Origin of the sequence: Neorhizobium sp. T25_27 (assembly GCF_002968565.1) — a bacterium.
Taxonomy (GTDB): domain Bacteria; phylum Pseudomonadota; class Alphaproteobacteria; order Rhizobiales; family Rhizobiaceae; genus Neorhizobium; species Neorhizobium tomejilense.
This window is the reverse complement of the sequence record NZ_PVBJ01000025.1, coordinates 1-19296: the sequence shown is the minus strand read 5'-3', so window position 1 is coordinate 19296 and position 19296 is coordinate 1. Positions and strand designations below refer to the sequence as shown.

Annotated in this window: 17 protein-coding genes; 10 read left to right on the top strand and 7 right to left on the bottom strand. The window is 53.8% G+C overall.

The annotated features are described in order from the left end of the window. Positions 1 to 677 precede the first annotated feature (677 nt). Positions 678 to 1034 (top strand): ATP-binding protein, encoded by a 357-nt coding sequence (locus C5J24_RS32810; protein WP_105423632.1) that lies wholly within the window; start codon positions 678 to 680, stop codon positions 1032 to 1034. Between the two features lie 2 nt (positions 1035 to 1036). Beyond that, positions 1037 to 1408, top strand: coding sequence for a response regulator (locus C5J24_RS31270; protein ID WP_105423630.1), 372 nt, complete (start codon positions 1037 to 1039; stop codon positions 1406 to 1408). Between the two features lie 85 nt (positions 1409 to 1493). Here the strand turns inward: C5J24_RS31270 and C5J24_RS31265 are convergent, their stop codons facing one another. Together C5J24_RS31265 and C5J24_RS31260 are read right to left on the bottom strand one after the other, a co-directional pair. Continuing rightward, a complete protein-coding gene (locus C5J24_RS31265) occupies positions 1494 to 4388 on the bottom strand; it encodes a PAS domain-containing sensor histidine kinase (RefSeq protein ID WP_105423628.1) in 2895 nt (964 codons plus the stop codon). Between the two features lie 241 nt (positions 4389 to 4629). After that, positions 4630 to 5520 carry a LysR family transcriptional regulator gene (locus tag C5J24_RS31260; protein ID WP_105423626.1) on the bottom strand — a complete coding sequence of 297 codons (891 nt, stop codon included), beginning with the start codon at positions 5518 to 5520 and terminating at the stop codon, positions 4630 to 4632. 171 nt (positions 5521 to 5691) lie between these two features. Here C5J24_RS31260 and C5J24_RS31255 point away from each other — a divergent pair, with 171 nt between their 5' ends. After that, the gene (locus tag C5J24_RS31255) at positions 5692 to 5931 is read left to right on the top strand and encodes a hypothetical protein (protein ID WP_172724205.1); all 240 of its coding nucleotides are present in this window, start codon (positions 5692 to 5694) and stop codon (positions 5929 to 5931) included. Positions 5932 to 5938: 7 nt separating this feature from the next. Here the strand turns inward: C5J24_RS31255 and C5J24_RS31250 are convergent, their stop codons facing one another. From C5J24_RS31250 to C5J24_RS31240, 3 genes are all read right to left on the bottom strand, one after another. Then, positions 5939 to 6871 carry a LysR substrate-binding domain-containing protein gene (locus tag C5J24_RS31250; protein WP_105423622.1) on the bottom strand — a complete coding sequence of 311 codons (933 nt, stop codon included), beginning with the start codon at positions 6869 to 6871 and terminating at the stop codon, positions 5939 to 5941. 265 nt (positions 6872 to 7136) lie between these two features. After that, on the bottom strand, positions 7137 to 8597 hold the full coding sequence (locus C5J24_RS31245; RefSeq protein WP_105423620.1) for a mechanosensitive ion channel family protein: 1461 nt from the start codon (positions 8595 to 8597) through the stop codon (positions 7137 to 7139). Positions 8598 to 8715: 118 nt separating this feature from the next. Next, complete coding sequence (locus tag C5J24_RS31240) at positions 8716 to 9336, bottom strand: glutathione S-transferase family protein (RefSeq protein WP_105423618.1); 621 nt, start codon at positions 9334 to 9336, stop codon at positions 8716 to 8718. A gap of 340 nt (positions 9337 to 9676) precedes the next feature. Here C5J24_RS31240 and C5J24_RS31235 point away from each other — a divergent pair, with 340 nt between their 5' ends. The 5 genes from C5J24_RS31235 (at position 9677) to C5J24_RS31215 (ending at position 15376) form a co-directional block, all read left to right on the top strand. Next, complete coding sequence (locus tag C5J24_RS31235) at positions 9677 to 9973, top strand: hypothetical protein (protein ID WP_105423616.1); 297 nt, start codon at positions 9677 to 9679, stop codon at positions 9971 to 9973. A 325-nt stretch (positions 9974 to 10298) separates the two neighbouring features. Then, positions 10299 to 10937: a response regulator transcription factor gene (locus C5J24_RS31230; protein ID WP_105423614.1), complete on the top strand. Its 639-nt coding sequence runs from the start codon at positions 10299 to 10301 to the stop codon at positions 10935 to 10937. Positions 10938 to 11009: 72 nt separating this feature from the next. Then, on the top strand, positions 11010 to 11381 hold the full coding sequence (locus C5J24_RS31225) for a response regulator transcription factor (RefSeq protein WP_105423612.1): 372 nt from the start codon (positions 11010 to 11012) through the stop codon (positions 11379 to 11381). Between the two features lie 357 nt (positions 11382 to 11738). Beyond that, a complete protein-coding gene (locus C5J24_RS31220; RefSeq protein ID WP_105423634.1) occupies positions 11739 to 14573 on the top strand; it encodes an MASE1 domain-containing protein in 2835 nt (944 codons plus the stop codon). A 116-nt stretch (positions 14574 to 14689) separates the two neighbouring features. After that, positions 14690 to 15376, top strand: coding sequence for a metalloregulator ArsR/SmtB family transcription factor (locus tag C5J24_RS31215; protein WP_105423611.1), 687 nt, complete (start codon positions 14690 to 14692; stop codon positions 15374 to 15376). A gap of 5 nt (positions 15377 to 15381) precedes the next feature. Here C5J24_RS31215 and C5J24_RS31210 read toward each other — a convergent pair whose 3' ends face one another. Next, the gene (locus C5J24_RS31210; RefSeq protein WP_105423610.1) at positions 15382 to 16101 is read right to left on the bottom strand and encodes a winged helix-turn-helix domain-containing protein; all 720 of its coding nucleotides are present in this window, start codon (positions 16099 to 16101) and stop codon (positions 15382 to 15384) included. 378 nt (positions 16102 to 16479) lie between these two features. Beyond that, the gene (locus C5J24_RS31205; RefSeq protein WP_105423609.1) at positions 16480 to 17304 is read right to left on the bottom strand and encodes an ATP-binding protein; all 825 of its coding nucleotides are present in this window, start codon (positions 17302 to 17304) and stop codon (positions 16480 to 16482) included. A gap of 204 nt (positions 17305 to 17508) precedes the next feature. On the opposite strand from C5J24_RS31205, the gene C5J24_RS31200 reads away from it, so the two are divergent. Then, positions 17509 to 18081, top strand: a complete 573-nt coding sequence (locus C5J24_RS31200) for a TetR/AcrR family transcriptional regulator (protein WP_105423608.1) — start codon at positions 17509 to 17511, stop codon at positions 18079 to 18081. 288 nt (positions 18082 to 18369) lie between these two features. Next, complete coding sequence (locus tag C5J24_RS31195; protein ID WP_105423607.1) at positions 18370 to 18789, top strand: hypothetical protein; 420 nt, start codon at positions 18370 to 18372, stop codon at positions 18787 to 18789. Positions 18790 to 19296: the final 507 nt, after the last annotated feature.

Sequence of the window (19296 nt, the reverse complement as noted above, 5' to 3'; positions counted from 1 at the left end):
GCTTCATGCTCCGTCACCATCCGAACGGCGCGGGCGCGGACTTCAGGAGAGAATTTGTTCGTCGTCTTGCTTGTCATAGACCCTACTTCTCACGAGTTGGGGTCTCCGGCCAAGCCGGGGCGGTTCAGATCGACTGTTCGATCGAACCCTTCTTGGCTTCGTTGCTAAAGGCCATCATGCCCTTAAAATGTTCAGGCGATAACTCTGCGTAGTTCAGTCGCTGTGTCATTCTTTCACCCGTTCCTTTGAAAACTGTGTTGCAGCTGCACGCCGAAGCAGGTTCCACGCATAGCCGAGCAAATGGTCATTCACAGGCGGACGCGGGTATAGCTATACATCTGTTTAGGAGATGGCAGAGGCGTCCTCGATCTGTGACCAATTTGCTATATTGGCGTGCTGGCAAATGTTGCAAACACAGCAAAACAACTCGCTCCCGCGTATCGGGATAGCGGACATGACCTAACCTATTTGCCTTGACGCGACTTCAGTGAAGATGGAGAATCGGCTAACAAAGGCCCGTCTTTCGGAATTTGTTCGATTGAAACGTGCTATCCAGACGGTATTAAGTCTGGATAGACCACGACGGCCCTCTCAAAAGCAGTTCCTCGCCCCAAAATCGAATTTGGAAACCTCTTCTGGAATGACGCCAAAACGGCCTGCCGATTGAGCTCAATGCTATGGATGCAATGCATACGACATCTGAAACACCGAAAGCGATACAAATTCGAACACGAATTTCCGAACCGGATGAAATACGCGTCGATATCAGTGATTGCGGCCTTGGATTTGAACCGGCTATGGCGGAAAAAATATTCGAGGCGTTCTACACCACCAAGGCCAATGGTATGGGTGTTGGCCTTTCGTCAGCCAAGCCGTTATTGAAAGCCTCGAAGAGCGTTTATGGGCCTCCCGGAACGATAAGCAAGGAGCCACGTTTTCGTTCATACTCTGACAAACATCGGAGGAAGCCGCGAGTCCCGCCGCAAAAGCGGTACAAGCTCTCGGAGAGTCTTCAAACAGCGCGTAAGTCGTAGGTATGAGCGGTATGACAAATTCACCCCTGATATCGATCGTTGACGATGATCAATCGGTCAGGGAGTCCTTGCTCGATCTTCTTGAGGTGTTTGGATACACCGTAAAGACGTTTGCATCCGCACATGAATTCCTTGAGTCGTCGGCAATTCCGAACACCCATTGCCTCCTTCTGGATATCTCGATGCCCGGCATGGGAGGAGTCGATCTCAATCATGAACTTAAGCGGCGGGAGATAGAAATTCCCGTGGTCTTCATGACAGGTCAAGCTCAGGACGCTGTGATCAACGAGGCCAAGAAGGCTGGCACATGCCTTTTCAAGCCTTTCGCCAGCAAGGAACTGCGGTCTGCGATCGAACTTGCGGTCAATCCCTGATAGCCGCGAGCCGGGATAAGAATGGGAGTGGAAATTCACGCTGTTCGCCGTTGGCTGTCTCCGTGCGCCACCCGAGGGATAAAGGTCACAAATCGTCAATTGGCAATGTAAAGGTGAATGTCGCGCCCCGTGGCTCGGTTTTATCCACCCAAAGCTGTCCACCATGGGACTCCACTATAGACCTGCAGATAGCTAAACCCATTCCCATTCCTTGTCCTTTTGTCGTGAAGAACGGTTCAAATATTCTATCTGGATTTTGAATGCCCAATCCGTTGTCGATGACTTGGACCTCGATGGAGTTACTTTTCCTGGACGCCAGCACCTTAAGCGTCCGGTTCGCCGGGACCGGCTCCAGAGCGTCGAATGCATTCCGGACGAGATTTACAAGAACCTGCTGGATTTGAACACGATCTATAAGGACGAAAGGTAGCTCACCTTCGCTATCAATTTCCATGTGTACATTCCGCCGCAAAGCTTCCTCGCCCATCAACTCCCTTGCTTCCGCGAGAACTGAATCGAACGATTCTTTTCGCCTTGCATCGTTGTTGTGCTTGAACAAGGCGCGAATACGGTTGACGACCTCGGTGGCCGTCCCCGCGCTTCTTGTCACGCGTTCAAGTGCTCTCTGCGCGCGTTCGATATTTGGGGGATCTGCCGAGAGCCATTGTTGGCAAGCATCAGAACTCGAAACCAGCGCTGCCAGTGGCTGACCGACCTCATGCGCAATTGATGCAGTGAGCTCTGCCAGGCTAGCCGCTTCACTTGCTCTAGCGAGATTGCGTTGCGCTTGCCCCAACTCTTCCTGAGCGCGTACCCAATCGTCAATGTCGAGGCATACTCCGTTCCATTGTATGATTGTTCCGAGTTTGTCACGCATCGCCGATGTTCGTGTTTCCATCCAACGATATTGACCGTCGTAACGCCTCAGTCGGTGCTTGAGTACGTAGGGCTTACCGGTTGCCAGCGAGTGACCGTATCTTTCTCGGACGAGCGGCAGATCATCGGGGTGAATGATCGCCTCCAGAGTACCATCGAGACGAGTACTGCCGAGACCATCCTTATCTTCAAGACCGAAGCCCAGATACTCACGCAGCTTCTGACTTCGGTAAATCGGCTTGCCGTCAGGCGTGGCGCAGTAGATCATCGCAGGAAGAGTTTCCACGAGCTGCTGGAGCGATTGTTCGCTTTCCCGAAGCGTCTTCTGCACGCGCATTTCGTCATCGACATCAATCGCTAAACCGTACCACTCCGTTATTTTCCCATCGCCATTTCGGAGTGGCTCGAACCGTCCATCTGTCCATCGATAAATGCCATCTCTTCCGCGCCGACGATACCGCGTGAGAAAGACCGTGCCGTTCTGGATCGCCTCCGCAGCGCTGGCTTTGACTCCGGGAGCATCTTCAGGATGAACGAGCTCCATCGCCGCCGCGCTCATTTCCGCAAAGGTGGCCGTCGTAAGGCCAAGTTCTTCGAGGTACCGCTTGCTCACATATGAAATTTCGCCTTCTGGGGTCCAGCTACATACGCGAACGGGAAGAGCATCTATCAGCTGTTGTAGATGCCATTCGCTGCGTACCAGAGCCTCTTCGATACGAACCTGATCATCGATATCGTGACAAAGCCCGCACCATTGAAGAATTTCACCATTCCTTCCGCGCAAGGCCTCGGCCCGACTGGACATCCAATGATAGGCTCCGTCGAACCGACGAAGGCGGTACCTAGAAGAAAATCCTTCACCGGTTTCAAGCGATCTTGTAATTGCAACTTTGAAATTGGACCTGTCTTCGGGATGTATGGCCGTCTCGATCATGGCGTCCAAACGAGATAAACCAGGTTTGGCGATTTTCTCCACCGGTATGCCCAAATAATCGACCATCCTCGAATTGAAGAAATCAGGTTCGCCGTTTTTCGAAAGCCGCCAAAGATTGCTGGGAACGACATTGACCAGTTCCAGCAGCTCCTTTTCACGCTCATGCAAAGCGTCCACCGTTTTTCGATCAACATCGAGGTCGATTGATGTCCCGTACCAACCGGCAATTTTTCCGTGCTCATCACGAAGCGCTCGAGCAGAACTCCGGGCCCATGCGTACCCCGTCTTTCTTCTAATGCGGAACTCCGCAATAAAAAGCGCCCCCGTCGTCAACGACCGCTGCCAGTTTTCAGTAACGGTCTCATACTCATCGGGATGTAGAAGAAGCCGCCAGGCGCTATAACCTTCGTCACATGATTTGTTCAGTTCAGAGGGCGTGTGTCCCAGAGTGGCTTGCGTGAACGGCGGAAGGTAAATCCACCGGCCCTGAGCATCGAATGCCCACCCGTTGCCAAATAGGTTCTCTATGGTCTTTGCCGCAGTGATCGGATCGATGTTGGACGCTTCCGAACCGGACTGCTCGACAACAGATTGCAAGCCCTTGCCAACCAACTGACTGACCTCGACACCCGGAACAGGAGGTGCCGTCCTGATCTTCGTCAATCGATAGGTTCCGTCCTCCTGGCGAAGCCGAAAGTTCGTCACCTGTGTGACCTCGGTCCAAAAGGCGCGCGCGGATGCGAACATTGCGTCCTTCTGATCATCCTCGCGAATGAAATCTGGCTGGGCGAACACGCCCTCGCCTGGATCCCTGGGGAGTAAATTTCTGCGTGCTGAATGCGAAGGCCCAACTTGCGCGGCAGATAGAAATCCCGATGATTTCCCTTTGACGACCAAGACGGTGCACAGCGCGGCCGCCAACAACTCCGCCAAGGCGGCCGCGGCCCCTCCCCTTTCTCCTCCATAATTTAGCACTATCGCCGTCGTGCCCAGAAAGCACAGCAATAGCAACGATACCCCGACCCGGAAAGGCAGCCCATCAAGGTAGAGAAACAGAGCTACGAGAAACGGTAAGAAACCGAATACGGTATGGACGCTCCAGAACGCTGACAGTCCGACCAGTGCGAGTGCCGTCAGAAATATAAAACGTCGTACCGTCAGCTCAACCATCCCAGACTTCTCTGTTGCCGATCAGACCTACGACCTTCGCATCTCGGCGTTTGCTGCAGCCAACGGAGAAAACATGTCCGATATCTCGTCGCCCCGACACAATAATCAGCCGACTGCATACCTTAGCTTGGCTTTCTCGACCAGCCAAGCAACTGGTTGCCCACAACACAGGTCATTAGCGGGAGCAAAGAAACGCGTAGCACTATTTCACGAGGCAATTGGATGTGCCAAGCACTTAATGTTAATGCGAGCGTCGGATGGTCGCCGCGACAAAGTCGGTCAGGAGTTGCATACGCAGATTTGGCATTCGACCGAAAGCATGGAGTGCTCGAAACGGGAGGCTCTCCAGCTTGCAGCCTGGAAGAACGATAACGAGGGATCCATTGTCGATGTCGTCCTGCACTATCCTTTTCAGCACGTGCGCTGCTCCAAGCCCCCTTTTTGCTGCCTCTATGATCGCGGTGGCGGAGTCCAAATCGAGCCTGCCTCGAGGATGAACCTCAAGGCCGTCGGCAAAGCGAACGGGATAGGGTCGGCCCCGGACCGAATATCGTGCAAACGGCAACTCGCGAAGGTCCTCGACCACTTCGACGTTTCCGTAGCGTTCTATCAGTGACGGTGCCGCTACCAGGACCATGTCGAGGTGAGCAAGCGTTCGGGACATCAGCCCGTTATGATTCGCATGACCGACACGAAAGGCTATGTCGTAGTTGTCACGCAAAATATCCACATGACTGTCGGTCATGCCTATCTCGAGCGAGATTCCGGGATAGGTCTGCATGAAACCGCTAAAAATTGACCCGACCAGAAGCCGCCCCATTTCGCCGGGAAGGCTTATACGCAAATGGCCGAAGGTCGCTCCATGAGATTGCACTACGTCAGTTGAGCTTTCTATTTCCTGGAGCAGAGGCATCACTTTTTCATAAAAGGCTTCTCCCTCAGGGGTTAGCGTCAAAATGCGAGTAGACCTGCGAAACAGCTTCGCCCCCAGCAAGACTTCAAGACGGGAGACACTTTTGGAAGCTGACGACGGCGTCGCCCCCAGACTTTTGGCGGCCGCACTGAACGAACCCGTTTGCACAGTCCGGACAAATGTCACAAGTCCGGTTGTTTCCGACAATAGACCTTGCATCGCTGTCAGCCTCGTTCAGCCGTTGCATATTTTAGGATTACCCGGCGTGGTGCGCCGGCGGAAACTCGCCGTGCAGGACGCCCTGCTTCTTCTGGAGCACTCGCCGCAAGGAATGACATCGGGACGCAAAAATAAGACTATGGCAGATACGCATGAGGAATCGCCGGTTTGGTGAACGCCTCCTTGGAGATAACCTCATTTTTTGAGAGTTTTACCGTGAAGGCGGAAAAGGAGATGCGCGATCTGTATCCGAGGCTCCGTGAATTGCTCTTTGGTGCCGATTTGAGCCGCAGCACGAATAACGCAGAATATGTGGCCGCCTCACAATTTTCCACTGAACGGAAGTTGGGGTTGTGGCGAGCGATCTCGGACTCAGAAAAGATGGATCCGATTGGAAAGCTCTGGGACTGAAGCTTTATTATTTCTTCGGTGAATCGGCAGGAAGAGGCGTGAAAGCCGTTGCCTTGGGTACCTCCGCAGCAAGGAAATCGACGAAAGAACGGACAGCCGGAAGTAGCCCGTTCCGGTAAGGTATCAGCGCGCTCATGCGAGCATCGGCTGCTATCCAGCCAGGCAGAATCTGACGAAGATTGCCTGCTTCAATTTCTTCGCGACAGATGTATCCCGGAAGCGCGGCAACACCCAGGTCAGCACAGGCTGCTTCTTTGAGCGCGATCATGTTGTTGCTTAGAAATCTCGGCTTGATCGGAATGTCGATTTCTTGGTTTGCAGGCCCCCTCAAACGCCACACATCCGCACCATGGCGATCCATCGACAGGGTCGAATGGCTTGTCAAACTCTGCGGTTCGGCTATCTCGCCAGCCACTTTCAGATATTCGGGACTCGCAAAAATATACCACGGGACGCTAGCTATCCCTCGCTGAACGAGCGTGGAATCCTGCAGCGACGCGACATGCCCCCTGAGAGCCAAGTCAAAACCCTCACCCACCATGTCGACAAGCCTATCGGTGGCAATTTCAACTATTTTAACTTTCGGGTATCTGTTGAGAAATATCGGTATGAGATCCTTCAGCGCAAACTGGGCTATCTCCACGGCTGTCGTCATCCGGATTGTACCGCTCGGCTCCACCAGACGTTGGCGGACAAATTCCTCGGCCAGATCGGCACTCTGAAGCAATTGTAAAGCGTACTGATAAAACTCGGCGCCGACGTCCGTCATCCCAAATCGACGAGACGTACGATTGATCAGCCTGATACCAAGCGATGTCTCGAGTTCGCGGACGCGGTGGCTGAGCGTGGACTTCGGCACCCGCAAGCTTCGGCCTGCGGAAGTAAATCCCCCGCGATCAACCACTTGAACAAAGAAGTATACGTCCTTGAGATCAAGCATCAGCACTTACCATCATGAATCATCTGCGCGGGTCCGTTCTGCGCGGTTGAACGCCCCGGATACTCCGGTGAGAACATTCGACATCGACCCCTCGAAGTTCGATCGGCAAGACCATGACACCATCGTCGCATCTCTTCGAATACGCCTGCCTTTCGATCGTCGTGTCGCTGACGAGAAAACAGCCACGGTTTTTGCCGGACAATCTGCACCCTTGCAGTATGGATTACCCCAAGATGCACGAAACGGATCTCCAGTTAGTCGAGGATCAGTGACTGCCAAACGCTGATCGAATGGTCTGGATCAGGTCGGCCCTCGCCTGGGCCGAAACAATTGGTTCGCCGCTGTTTGCCTGCACAGCTCGCGCCTCGCTCATTCGGCAACTTAAATCATCGAGAATCGAAGGCCGGCTCAATATCAGCTTTTCAAAATCAAGCTTATCGATCTGGAAGAACGTGATGCGCGTCAAAGCCTTGGCCTCGTGGAACTCGGGTTCTCCGCTGACAACACTCCTGGCTCCCAAATAGTCGCCCGGCGCAAGCCGGGTAATTTCCTCGCCATCGTCGTTCAAGGTGACGATCCCGGTATTGATCAAAACGAGAGTTTCGACTTTTTCACCCTTGGTGACAATTGTTGAACCGGCGGCAGCCTCCCCGCGCTTTGATGAAGCGGCAATAACCGCCCGCTCTGGGGCGGTCAAGCCTGCAAAAAGTGGAGCGGAATCAAACAGCCTTTCGACCGATATGTGTGCTCGTTCCAACGCGTCTGAACCTTCGAATATCTGAGTTCCGGGAGGTTTCGCCAGCATCAGGCCGTTCGAATTGCAATGCTGGTAAATCAGGTCGATCACTTCGTTCCGGGCCAAACCGCGCTGTGCCGGACCCGTCACCCGAAACTGAAGTTCTATCTCGATCGCAGTCCCGTTGATTCCGACAAGGGCCGCCGTTGGGGGCGGTTCATGGACAATCCCATTACAGCTGTTCAATGCTTCGTGCAAAATGTCCACGACGAACTTTGGCCTCGTGTTCGGAACGATTCTGACAGGAAGCAAGATCTGATGATTTTCGTCGGGCTTGCTTACGTTCGTCAGCCCCTGTTTGGCCAGGACACTGTTTGGTAGAACAACCAGATTATGCATGCCGGTAAGAATATAGGTGGAGCGCCAGTTACTGGCGACGATCCTGCCCTCGGTACCATCACTTAGCGATATCCAGTCCCCGATCACATAGGGTCGCCCCAACGTGAGCGCGATGCCGGAAAACACGTCTCCTAGCGTATTCTGAAGCGCCAGACCCAGGATAATTGCAACGACACCGGACGTCGCCAGCAGCGTGCCTATCGGTACGCCAAAGACGAATGCCATAACGGACAGCAAGGCTCCGAGGTAGACCATCGCGACCAAGAGGTCCTGAATCAGTCTGGCTTCGCGAGGGCGCCCGTCTAAGACGATATAAATTCGCACGAAACCGATCGTTGCCCACGCCATGTGAGTCCACCATAGAATTTTAGCGGACACGACGAGGGTTCCGTCACCATCCATATGCGGAGAATCAAAGCGGAAGGGGTTTACCCTGGCGAATACAAGGGTGGCGGTCATTGCCAGAAAGAAGGCGATCTGCGCGACTAGCCGCTCCGTCGGCCTTGTCCGGCCTTGAAGGTGCCACACGATGATCCCCGCAATCCCAAGGAAATTCAGCAAGATTATCGACAGGTCAAAGTGTTCCGCCATAACTCGCTCTCTGCTGCCTCATTCAAGCGCGACAAGCGTCCGCACCGTTCCGTTTGAAACGCCAATCAAAAAAGCTTCGCTCCGAGAACAATCTACCCGCGGAGACTAGGCCGGCATATTAACCGTATTGGTAGGGGCTGCGCTCGAAGATGCCGAGCCAACCCGGTTGCGCCCTTACCCTGTCCAGCCATCTGTTGATGGACGGGAAACGTTCCATCCGATAGCTACCTTCGTGCGCAAGGGAGACGTATGCAGACACTGCCAAATCTGCCACTGTGTAGCGGTCATCTACCAACCATTCATGTCGGCAAAGCCATCGCTCGAGCTTTTCAAGGCCCATATAGCCGTTGGCATGCAGCCGTTCGATCTGTTGGGACATTTCGTCGGCTATGCCCTTGATGTGATAGACGCGGGCCAATGCAAGCGACTTTTGCAAGTCGCCCTGTTCAAAGAAAAGCCAACCCATAACCTGCGACCTGAGGTACGAATCGTCGTAAAGGAATTCAGTCCCGTCCGCGAGATAAAGCAAGATCGCGGCCGACTCCACGATTGTCCGGCCATCTGAAAGTTGCAAAACCGGGATGCGGGAAAAGCGGTTAAGTTCTAGGAACGAGTCCGTTTTGGTCTGCCCGGCATCCAGGTCAAGCGTGACACGCTCAAACGGTCGCTGAATTTGACTTAGCAGAATCCTGATTTTCCAAGCGTTTCCCGAAAACCGGCTATCATAGAGTCGAAGCATGTTCAGACCTTTTCGCATCCTTAAGCGACTCGTACCCTAGTGGCTCCTAGGTTGGTTTGGCTATAGAAACGAGGTTTCAGGGGCGGCCCAAGAGGACCTGCAAAATTGTCGGATACTCCGTGTGCCTATCGCTATGTCATAGGTTCAGATCGGCGCGGTATTCCTTTGTGGGTCAGCAAACAAGCAATGGAACATCCATATTATCGGTGGCCAGGGCCGATCGTCCAAATTTCAGAACGCACAGTTCAGCAATGGCCGACTTTCGCCAGCAACCGCACTCCTCCAGTTTCCCCGCAAGCTGCCACCATTGTCGGCAGCTGACATCGTGCTGGAGAGAAACATGACCAAAGGCAAAGTCCTGATCGCATTCTATCCGCGAAACGGCCCTACCGAGATTCTTGCAAACGCCATTGCCGAGGGCGCTATCCAGGCGAAGGCAGACAGTCGCCTTCGCCGCGCGCGAGAATTCGTCGATCAAGGAACGATGTCGCAAGCGCCAGGCTGGCGTGAGAATGCCGACGTGGTGAATGCCAAATACGATGCATCCACGGAGGCGGACGCCGCGCGTTTCCAAGGGCGCCGGCTTGCCTCCGTCGCGGCAGGGTTGCTTGGGGCGAAAATTACCGGTGCGGCTTAGCCCGCGGATACCCCAGAGAAACGCTTGATCCCGGGCGTTTTTTCTGAGCTATCCTCCAAATTTCACAGGGGTGAGCGCCTTTGCCAATTTTTCATTGCAATCTAGTTCCGAATAGAGGGCTCGATTTGGCGAGACGTCTCTGGACGAAATGCTTGTGAGCAAAAGGAAACGTCTGCGCAGCCATGCTGTGGCGATCCAGTTTCCATCGGCGCACTTCTTCTTTCAATTGCAATAAGATAGCAAACGTTGGTTTACTTGTAACGGACGAATACGCTGGTAGAATGCGAGAAAAATGAGCCCTTTCAATCCGGTTGGAGGAACAGCCATGGCAGTTACTGCCGCCACTCCTGTGAACAGCCCTCCACTACGGCAGATTGTTCACATAGTCGAAGATGACGAGCAGTTTCGTCTTTCGCTGCAGGATCTGTTTCAATCATTAAGTATTGCTGCCGAAGGTTTCGAAGATGCTGACGATTTTTTTTCGCGTGCATCGCGCGACTTCGGGGGCTGCGTTCTGCTGGATGTGCGGTTGCCCGGCGTGAACGGAATCGAGTTTCAGCGCGAACTGGAAGCAAGGGGATATGAGCTGCCCGTAATTTTCATGACTGCCCACGGAGACGTCGCTACCAGCGTGAATGCGATGAAAGCGGGCGCAATTGATTTCCTCCAGAAGCCACTTCGCACCTATGAACTCCTTGATGCGATCAATGCTGCCCTCGCCATCGATACCGAACAACAAGAGCAGAAAGCTTATCGTCAATTGGTGCGAGAGCGTGCGGCGACCCTAACCCCCCGAGAAGTACAGGTCCTCGGCCTAGTGACAAGCGGATTGATGAACAAGCAAGTCGCCTACGAGCTGGGCATAAGCGAGATCATGGTAAAGCTTCACAGGGGTAGCGTGATGCGAAAGATGCAGGCTTCGTCCTTTGCCGAGCTCGTCAGGCAGTTCGAGTTTCTAAACTAGCAGCACCCGGTCATCCCGGCCCTTCCTCAAGAACACAGCGCTAAGGGTGCTGCAGCCGAAATCCGAGGTCAAATGGAGTGCGAAATTCAGAAAGCGGTGGCGATCGTCGACGACGACCCGTTGCTGCTTGAGTCCTTGCATGACTTTTTCGATGCTATGGGTATTAGAAGCAGGACCTACAGTTCGGCTGATGCCTTCCTGGCATCCGGCGAGCTGCACCTCGCCCACTGCGTGCTTGCCGACTTGAAAATGCCTGGCACCAACGGGTTGGAATTGGTGGAGACCCTCGTGAAGCGCGGCGGTCCGCCGGTGTGCATAATGACCTCGTTTTCGGACAACAGAACCAAGACCGCAGTCAAGGCATGTGGAGCGGCTGGTTTTCTTGAGAAACCAATCAACTCCGCAGATCTGTTGGCCTTCGTTGCTGCTTCCAGCCACAAATGACGCTCTCACCCAACCAGCCTTAGCGCTAAACGCACGTATAGTACCCAATGCCTGTCGGCAAGGCGTAAATCCCAGAACCACCACATCTGGGAGCACGCCAGTGAAATTTAAAAAGCGGCTCAGCATTTTGTGTGACAGACGTTCCGCGAAGAAGACCTCGATCCGAAGAGGTCTAGAGCCCGTGATCCGAAACCATTTTCCAAGCCCCCCCTAAAGAAGCATGGAAATCAATATTTCTTGAACCCGCTGTAAATTGGTAGCTAAAATGAATGCGCACGCCTGCCGGTCGTGGCGAATGCCACCTCCTCAAAAAACACTAGAGTAATCTAAATCTGCAAGAAGGTGATAGGACAGGTGGTGATGAACGTCTGGTCTGCTCGTCCGCGACTATCGCATGTTATTCTGTTTGTTCTTGCATATATATTGGGCGGGGGCTTCGCCGAAGCTTTAGCGACCGTACCGGGAACCGGGGTATCTATTTGGCTACCAAGCGGCCTCTTTCTCGCTACCTTGATCGCTGCGCCAAAGAAGAGCTGGCCATGGTGGATCATGGCAGCGTTATTTAGCGAGCTTATAGGAAACGCTCTCTGGTTCCAGAACCCACTGCCTGCGGCCGCACTAATTTTTGCTGGAAATGCCGCAGAGGCATCTTTTGGTGCATGGATGATCTGCCGAATATGTGGGCAATCCGTGAGGTTGCAGACGTACGGGGAGGTTCTTGCGCTGATCCTATTGGGGGCCTGTATAGGCCCACTGATAAGTGCCACGATAGGCAGCCTTACTCTCGCAGCCTATGGCATTCAACCTTTCGGGGCATCCTGGATCCTCTGGTGGATCGGAGATGGCACCGGCGTCGCGACCGTCGCTCCATTAGCGCTCGTGGTTTTTCACAATTGGACAGCAAGGTCTCAGATCTCGACTGCCAGATGGGTCGAGGCATGTGCTTTAGCAGCCATTTTCCTGGTGGTCGCTGTCCTCTCGGTCACGGGCTACGAGCCATATGCCTATGTTATCCTGCCTCCCTTGCTGTGGGCCGCTGTACGCTTCGAATTCAAGGGTGCCGTACTTGCCCTGGTTCTCCTGGCTTCAGTCGCAGCGATTGTGACTGTTTCCGGTGCGAGCCAGTTTACCAGCGATCCGGAATCGCAGCGGCAAAAGCAGATCATGCTACAGCTTTTCCTCGGTATCTCCGCATTTTCGGCTTTGATAGTGGCGGCGATATCCCGACAACATCAGCAGGCCTTGGACACGCTCAAAAAAAGTATCTCCGCGCTCCGGGAGCGCGAGCGGGAACTCTCGCAACTCGTCGACATGGTTCCCATCCAGATCAAGCGTCTGACGCCTGATGGGGAACCAACCTTCTTCAACAAACGCGCATTAGATTTTTGTGGCATGCCAGACATATCCCAACTCGACCAACCTGGGATGACCCGCTTGGCGGCCGCGATGGAATCTCTCGTGCACCCCGAAGATGCAATCAAATTTCTAACAACGATTCGCTACTCACTCGCGACGGGCGAGCCATATGCCATGAAATACCGAATGAAGCGAGCAGATGGTGTTTATCGCTGGGTAGACGGTCGCAGCGAACCACTCCGGGACGACGAAGGAAAAGTCATCCATTGGCTGACAGTCTCGATGGATATCGATGATTCCGTCCGCGCGCAGGAGACGCTACAAGAAAGCGAAAGGCGACTTCAAAGGCTCGTTGATGCAGTCCCCGCGCAAATCTGGTGCTCAAGTCCCCAAGGAGATCCAATCTACATCAATCAGCAGCTGCGAAAATTCCACGGTGTGGAGCTCGACGATTTTGACGTTCCCAACGAGCCTAGACGCGCGGTTGATCAACGTAAGCATACGCATCCGGATGACCTCGTTGCGGTCCGCGATCGTTTGGCCGAGTGCAGGAGAACTGGCGAACCGTTCCTCATGAAATATCGAATGCTCCGCGCTGATGGTGTCTATCGATGGGTTGAGGGCCGCTCGGAGCCCTATCGCGACGAAGATGGCTCGATATTACAATGGTATGGAGTTTTGTTTGACATCGATGAGCAGGTGAAAGCCGAAGAAGCCTTGCGCGAAAGAGAGCGCTTTCTTTGGCAACTGGTCGAAACTTTGCCGGCCATGATCGATTGTGCCGCACCGGATGGCGAGCCGATATTCCGTGGCAGAGGTCTTCGTGAGTTTCTAGGCTACGAACTCGATGCGTTGGATGGCACCGGCAAGTCCCGTCTGGACGGTACCCTCGATGCAGGCGTTCATCCAGAGGACGTCGAGGGTGTCAAGCAGCACTACGCTCGCTGCCTGGCCACTGGTGAGCCCTATGCAAGACGACACCGCTTTAGGCGGTTCGACGGCGAGTATCGCTGGGTAGAGACGCGCGCAGCTCCCATGAGAAACGCTGAGGGCGTTATCGTTCAATGGAATGTAATTTGTCTTGACGTCGATGGCGAAGTAAAGGCGGAAGAGAACCTGCGCCTAGCCCGAGAGAGTCTCGCGCGGGCAAGCCAGGCCGCCAGCATGGCGGAACTCTCGGCGTCGATTGCGCATGAGGTCAACCAACCTCTTTCCGCTGTTATCAGCTCAACGACCGCCTGCCTGAGCTGGTTGCAGGCAGACCCTCCGAATATCGAGCGAGCGACCAAGTCTGCGGACCGTATTATTCAGAGTGCGCATACGGCGGTAGACGTCATTCGGCGAATTCGTTCACTCTTTCAGCAATCCATGGATATCCGGGACGCCACGTCACTTGATTCCGTCGTGGGCGAGGTACGCGATCTCGTGGCTGCGGACGCAGCCAAACACGGCGTCTCCATACAGGCACACATTGAGGATGATCTTCAACTTCTGGCTTTCGACCGCGTTCAAATCCAGCAAGTTCTCATGAACCTTGTTAGAAATGCCATCGATGCAATGGCACGTGGGGCGGAAGGCCGGGTTGTGCACATCCAAGTATATCAGGCAGATAATCAGATCCATACCGAAGTCATCGACAGTGGCACCGGGATTCAACAACCTGAAAAAATATTCGACCCCTTTTTCACCACCAAGAGCAAAGGAATGGGCATGGGGCTCGCCATCTCACGGTCCATTGTGGAAGCACATGGGGGAAAGCTCTGGGCTGAAGATAATCAGCCCAGCGGGGCAAAGTTCATTTTCACCTTACCCGCGGCCGTCATGGCCGCGGCATAATGGGCGCTGATTGGCGTCCGAGGCTCGCGACTGGCGGCGCTCAGAGTTCACTGGCAAGGCCCGCCGCCCTCTTCAGAATTTGCGTGGAGCGGCCTGAGAACCACTTAGCATAGTGCTTGCTCTTGCCAGATGGCGCGCGTAATGCCTTTGGCATGCACCAACCGCAGCCGACCAAAGACGCCATTCTCTCCTTGCTTCGTCATCGCAGCATGACGATTACGGAACTATGTCAGGCATTGAGTTTGACCAGAAACGCAATCTTGGTGCCGCTGAAAGACCTGAGGATGCGTGGTCTGGTTCGCCCACAGGAAATCATTCGCACAGGGAGAAAAGGAAAGCCCTCTCTTTCCTACGAGATCGTTCCGGAGCAAGTCGAACAGATGTCGGCTGCGTATCAAGCGATTGCCCCCCTTCTTCTCGAAGCACTTTTGACACAAGCAGGCGAACAGGCACCGGAGATTATAAAGCGCTTAGGTGCTGATCTGCATTCCGCGTTAAAAACATCCGCCCTTGGTGGGGATCACGGGCTATCAACCGCGCTCCGCTTTCTGGAACAACACGGCGCCCAGATCGAGGCGACTACAGATGGTGGTCGGCAAATTGTGGTGAGTCACTCCTGCCCGATCGGAAAACTTGTCAGGGTCGATAAGAGGATCTGCGGCGCGGTCGCATCCTTCCTGAGTGCGGCGAGCGGCAAGTATGTCTCGGACAAATGTATGCACGATGAAAAACTAACTTGCCGCTTTGAGATACAAATTTCCGAAACCCATCAACTTAAAGCGCCTGCCATCTCCAACAACTGATTGTGTCACCGTTTTATCTTCGGTCTTTCATCGAACTGGACATCACACTCCAATTTATAACCTACCCCCCGCTCGGTTAAGATGAGTCGCGGCGTGACGGCATCTATTTCTATTTTTCGTCGAAGACGCAAAATTAAAGCATCAAGGCTGCGATCGTAAATTTCACCAGCATGCACTCGGCTTGCCGACACCAGTTCTTCACGCGTGAGGACTTGACGTGGTTGATTCAAAAACGCCGTCAGCAGATTGAACTCTGCGGTTGTGAGTTTAACTGTGTGAGCATCTGACCGCGTTACGATTCGGCTTTGCACCGTCAGTTCATAGTCACAGAATTTATATGAACGTCGCTGTCGCTCAATTCTGGGATTAAATTTTTGACGCAACGCAACATTGAGTCGAGCCGAGAGCTCGCGGTATCCGAAAGGCCGGCAAAGGTAGTCCGCCGCACCCGCCTCAAGCCCCCGAACCCTCTCGTCTTCACTTGTTCGGTTCGTGCTCAAGAGCAGAACAGGGGCATCAATTAGCCGCGAAATGTCTTTCACCAGTCCTATATCTTCCTCCGATTTCACATCTATCAAAACCGCGTCGATGATCTCCCGAGACAGTATCTGACGAAGATGCAGATGCTCGGATAATTGAGTTACCCGGAAATTTTGCCGCATGAGATAGTCAGCTAAGTCACCACGTGCGGCGTCATCACTTTCCAGCACAACGATGTGCTTCATCGGCTCCTCCATGAAAGTCACGGAGGTATATACGAGCCAATTATTTATAACAATAAATTGTGCTATTTTTATCATTAAATAGGAATGCAACCATCATTAGCGGAGCCAGACATTAAGCATTTGAATCGATTGTCATTCCGAGACCGTCACAAGAACAGATGCGGCATCCTCGCGAAACGCGCCGACGCAACCGCTCCTCCATGCATTTGTAACCACGATCCGCGAATGGACAGCGTAAAGCGCATATCGCATTTTGGGGGAGCGCGAGGACGTGGACTGCAGAAACTAACGCCCTAAGCTGTAATAAGTGGTGGCAATGGTGGCGACCGCGCTAACCGTAAGCTCGCGCGACGGTTACCCAAATTGGTTGTTGCGATGCTATGCCGTTTGCGCGAGCGCGCAGTTTGCGCCAGGGATCGCCAAGACAATCTCCGTCCAACCATCCGGCTGACCATGTTCGATGAAAGTCCCGCCGTGCGCTATCGCGATCAAGCGGCAAACAGAAAGGCTGACCTCAGCTCCATCCATCTTCGTAGCGGGAAACCAGTCCGACATGCTTACTTGCCGTCGCGTGGTACTTGCCCTACCGCTATCTCTCACCGCAAGGAGAACGAAATCGCCATCACCTTGCCGTGTCGTCAATTCGAGTTTTCGCCGTGAACTGCCCTCTTCCGAAATTGCCTGAATGCGATTGACCAGCAAATTCAGGACGAGCTGCTGCAACTGGATGGTATCCCCCGAAATCAAAGAAAGATCATCGGCAAGGTCGACGGAAAGGGTAATCATCTCTCGATCGAACCTGCCCTGAAGGATCGCAACCGCTTCTGCAGCGATATAATTCATATTGACGAGCACACGCTCTCTACTTTCATTGCTCGCTAAGCCACGGATTCGTCTGACGTTTTCGCTAGCCTTCCTGGCGGTTGACATTATTCGCCGAGCGACATTTCTGACTCTCTCCAGCTCAAGACTTTCCCGATTCAGCAATGCAAGGCTCGTTTCGCCATCCATGACGATAGCGGAAAGGGAGTCGTTGACCTGATGTGAGATTGAATCCGAGAGGTCTGCGACGAGCGACATGCGCGCCATGTTTATAATCTCGACATCGTTTGCCACTCCGTCGAGCCGAACATCTCGAGCGTCACAGGGCGATCGGTGGTCAGGACTGGAAGCTGCCCGCCCATTGAGAACAACGTTATTCATGACAGCCTTTCTCCTTGCTGGTTTTCAGCACGGGGCCTTAATGAGGCGGCGTAGGAACATCAATTTGGCGCGGAGGGTGTCCTGCCAGCCTAGTCCCAAGCCCACCAGAAATTACGCTACGCTACATATCGTTGTCAATGGTAGCCCACTGGCCTATGGTAGAAGCGCCGCTTAAAATAACATGCGTTGGGGGGGAGAGTTTGAATGACCACGGCTAGCAAAAGAGGCCGAAGCCGAAGCGTGACGGCGACGTTGGCCGTCCAGGCCGCCGCCTTAGCACTCGCGACAGAAATCGGACCAGAACGTGTTACGATCGAGCGCATTGCCACCGCCTCGGGCGTGGCCAAAACAACGATTTACCGCCGCTGGCCGAATGCGGCGGCTGTGATCATGGATGCATTCCTTAGCGACATACAATCGTCGATAGCTTATCGGAAGGGAACAACACTTCAGGATATGCTTTGCAACGCGCTCGGAGATTTTGCGCGCGCCTTGGTGCCTTCTCGCAAAGACCTTCTGAGACATCTCGTCGGCGCATCGCAATCGGATGACGAACTCGCCCGAGCCTTCTGGGAAAAATGGATAGGTCCACGGCGCGAATCGGGACAAAAGGCCATGCAGGAGTTTGGTGTCTCATCTGAGGAAGCTAGCCTGGCGCTCGATCTATTATACGGAGCGTTTTATTACCGCATGCTCATTCCATACGCTGAAATAGATGATGCCTGGATCAACGCAGTGGTCCAACGAGTGTTCCCCGCCACCAACGCCGAAACATAGACGATGCAGCCAACCCAGGCCTGCTCCGGTGATCCATAAGTCGACGGTGCTTTGAAGCCGGCTCCGGCTGTTGCTTCCGCGCTTGAGCCTTACCCGTCAACGGCAATCGGCTACATGTTTTCTGCGGTGTAGGCAGCGAGAAACTGATGTATATCGCCGCAGCGCAAGCGGATATTAGCCCTCCAGGAATAGTTCATGTTCCATACATCCCGCTAACGAACGTATCAATTGGCTCCTATTTCAGATCGGAAAGAAGGAAGGCGTAACGCCATGTATAGGAGCTAGAAAATGACCATTGTTCAAAATCAGGAAATCATAACGTTCATCGAAAAACTTGCCGAAACTGGCAGCAACTATCGGATGGACGAAATGGAAGATCTTTACACCGACGACCTCGGTTTTCTGGTGTTGGCCGCCGACGGAGGCATTAAGCGGTTCTCGAAATCCGAAATGTTCCAGGAATTTCGATCACGGCGTGACGCCGGGGAGAAAGCCTTGTCTACCGAGAAACGGATTCTTCATATCGAGGAGCAAGGCAATGACGCAACCGCCATCCTTTATCGTCGCATGAGCGACCGCGCTGCGCCGGCATTCTATGAACTCAGGTTGAAGCGCGTCTCTGGCATGTGGAAGGTTTCTGGAGAGACCGTGTTACCTTGGCCAGAACTAGACACGGTAAAAGGCTTTCTCCCCCCGCGTGAACACTAAATTTTGCGGAACCAAATGCTGCGGCAAGAGGCTCCTTCCCAGTCTGAGCGACAAGGAAAGCCTCCTGAGAGGAATACCAGGCTCTCCTCCGCATCTCAAACAACGCCGTTATTGCATAGCCGTTGGCGGAGGGCCGAAGCGTCCTCCGCGCCTGAAAGCTTCCGGGTAGATGTTCTTATGCGAACCGTCTAACTCTTATCGAATACGATCTACGGCCATTAAGGCAACACCTGCGACGGGAGCCATCGCTCGCGCAGGGCTTCGGTTTCCAACCGGTTCGCGGGCTAAAAAGCGCTACAAGATCGAGATGCGCCAGTAGCCTGGCGACTTGAGCGCGAGGTTGAAAAGCCCGGAAGGCGCATCCCTGATATTGCGCAAACTGAACCGCCCCGGGTTTGCCGGAGACCGTTTGGTTTAAGTTATGCGGCCATCGCTGGCGCGTCCAGCATGGCGTAGTATTGTTCTTCTGCCTCTGCAGGCGGAATGTTTCCGATTGGCTCCAGAAGA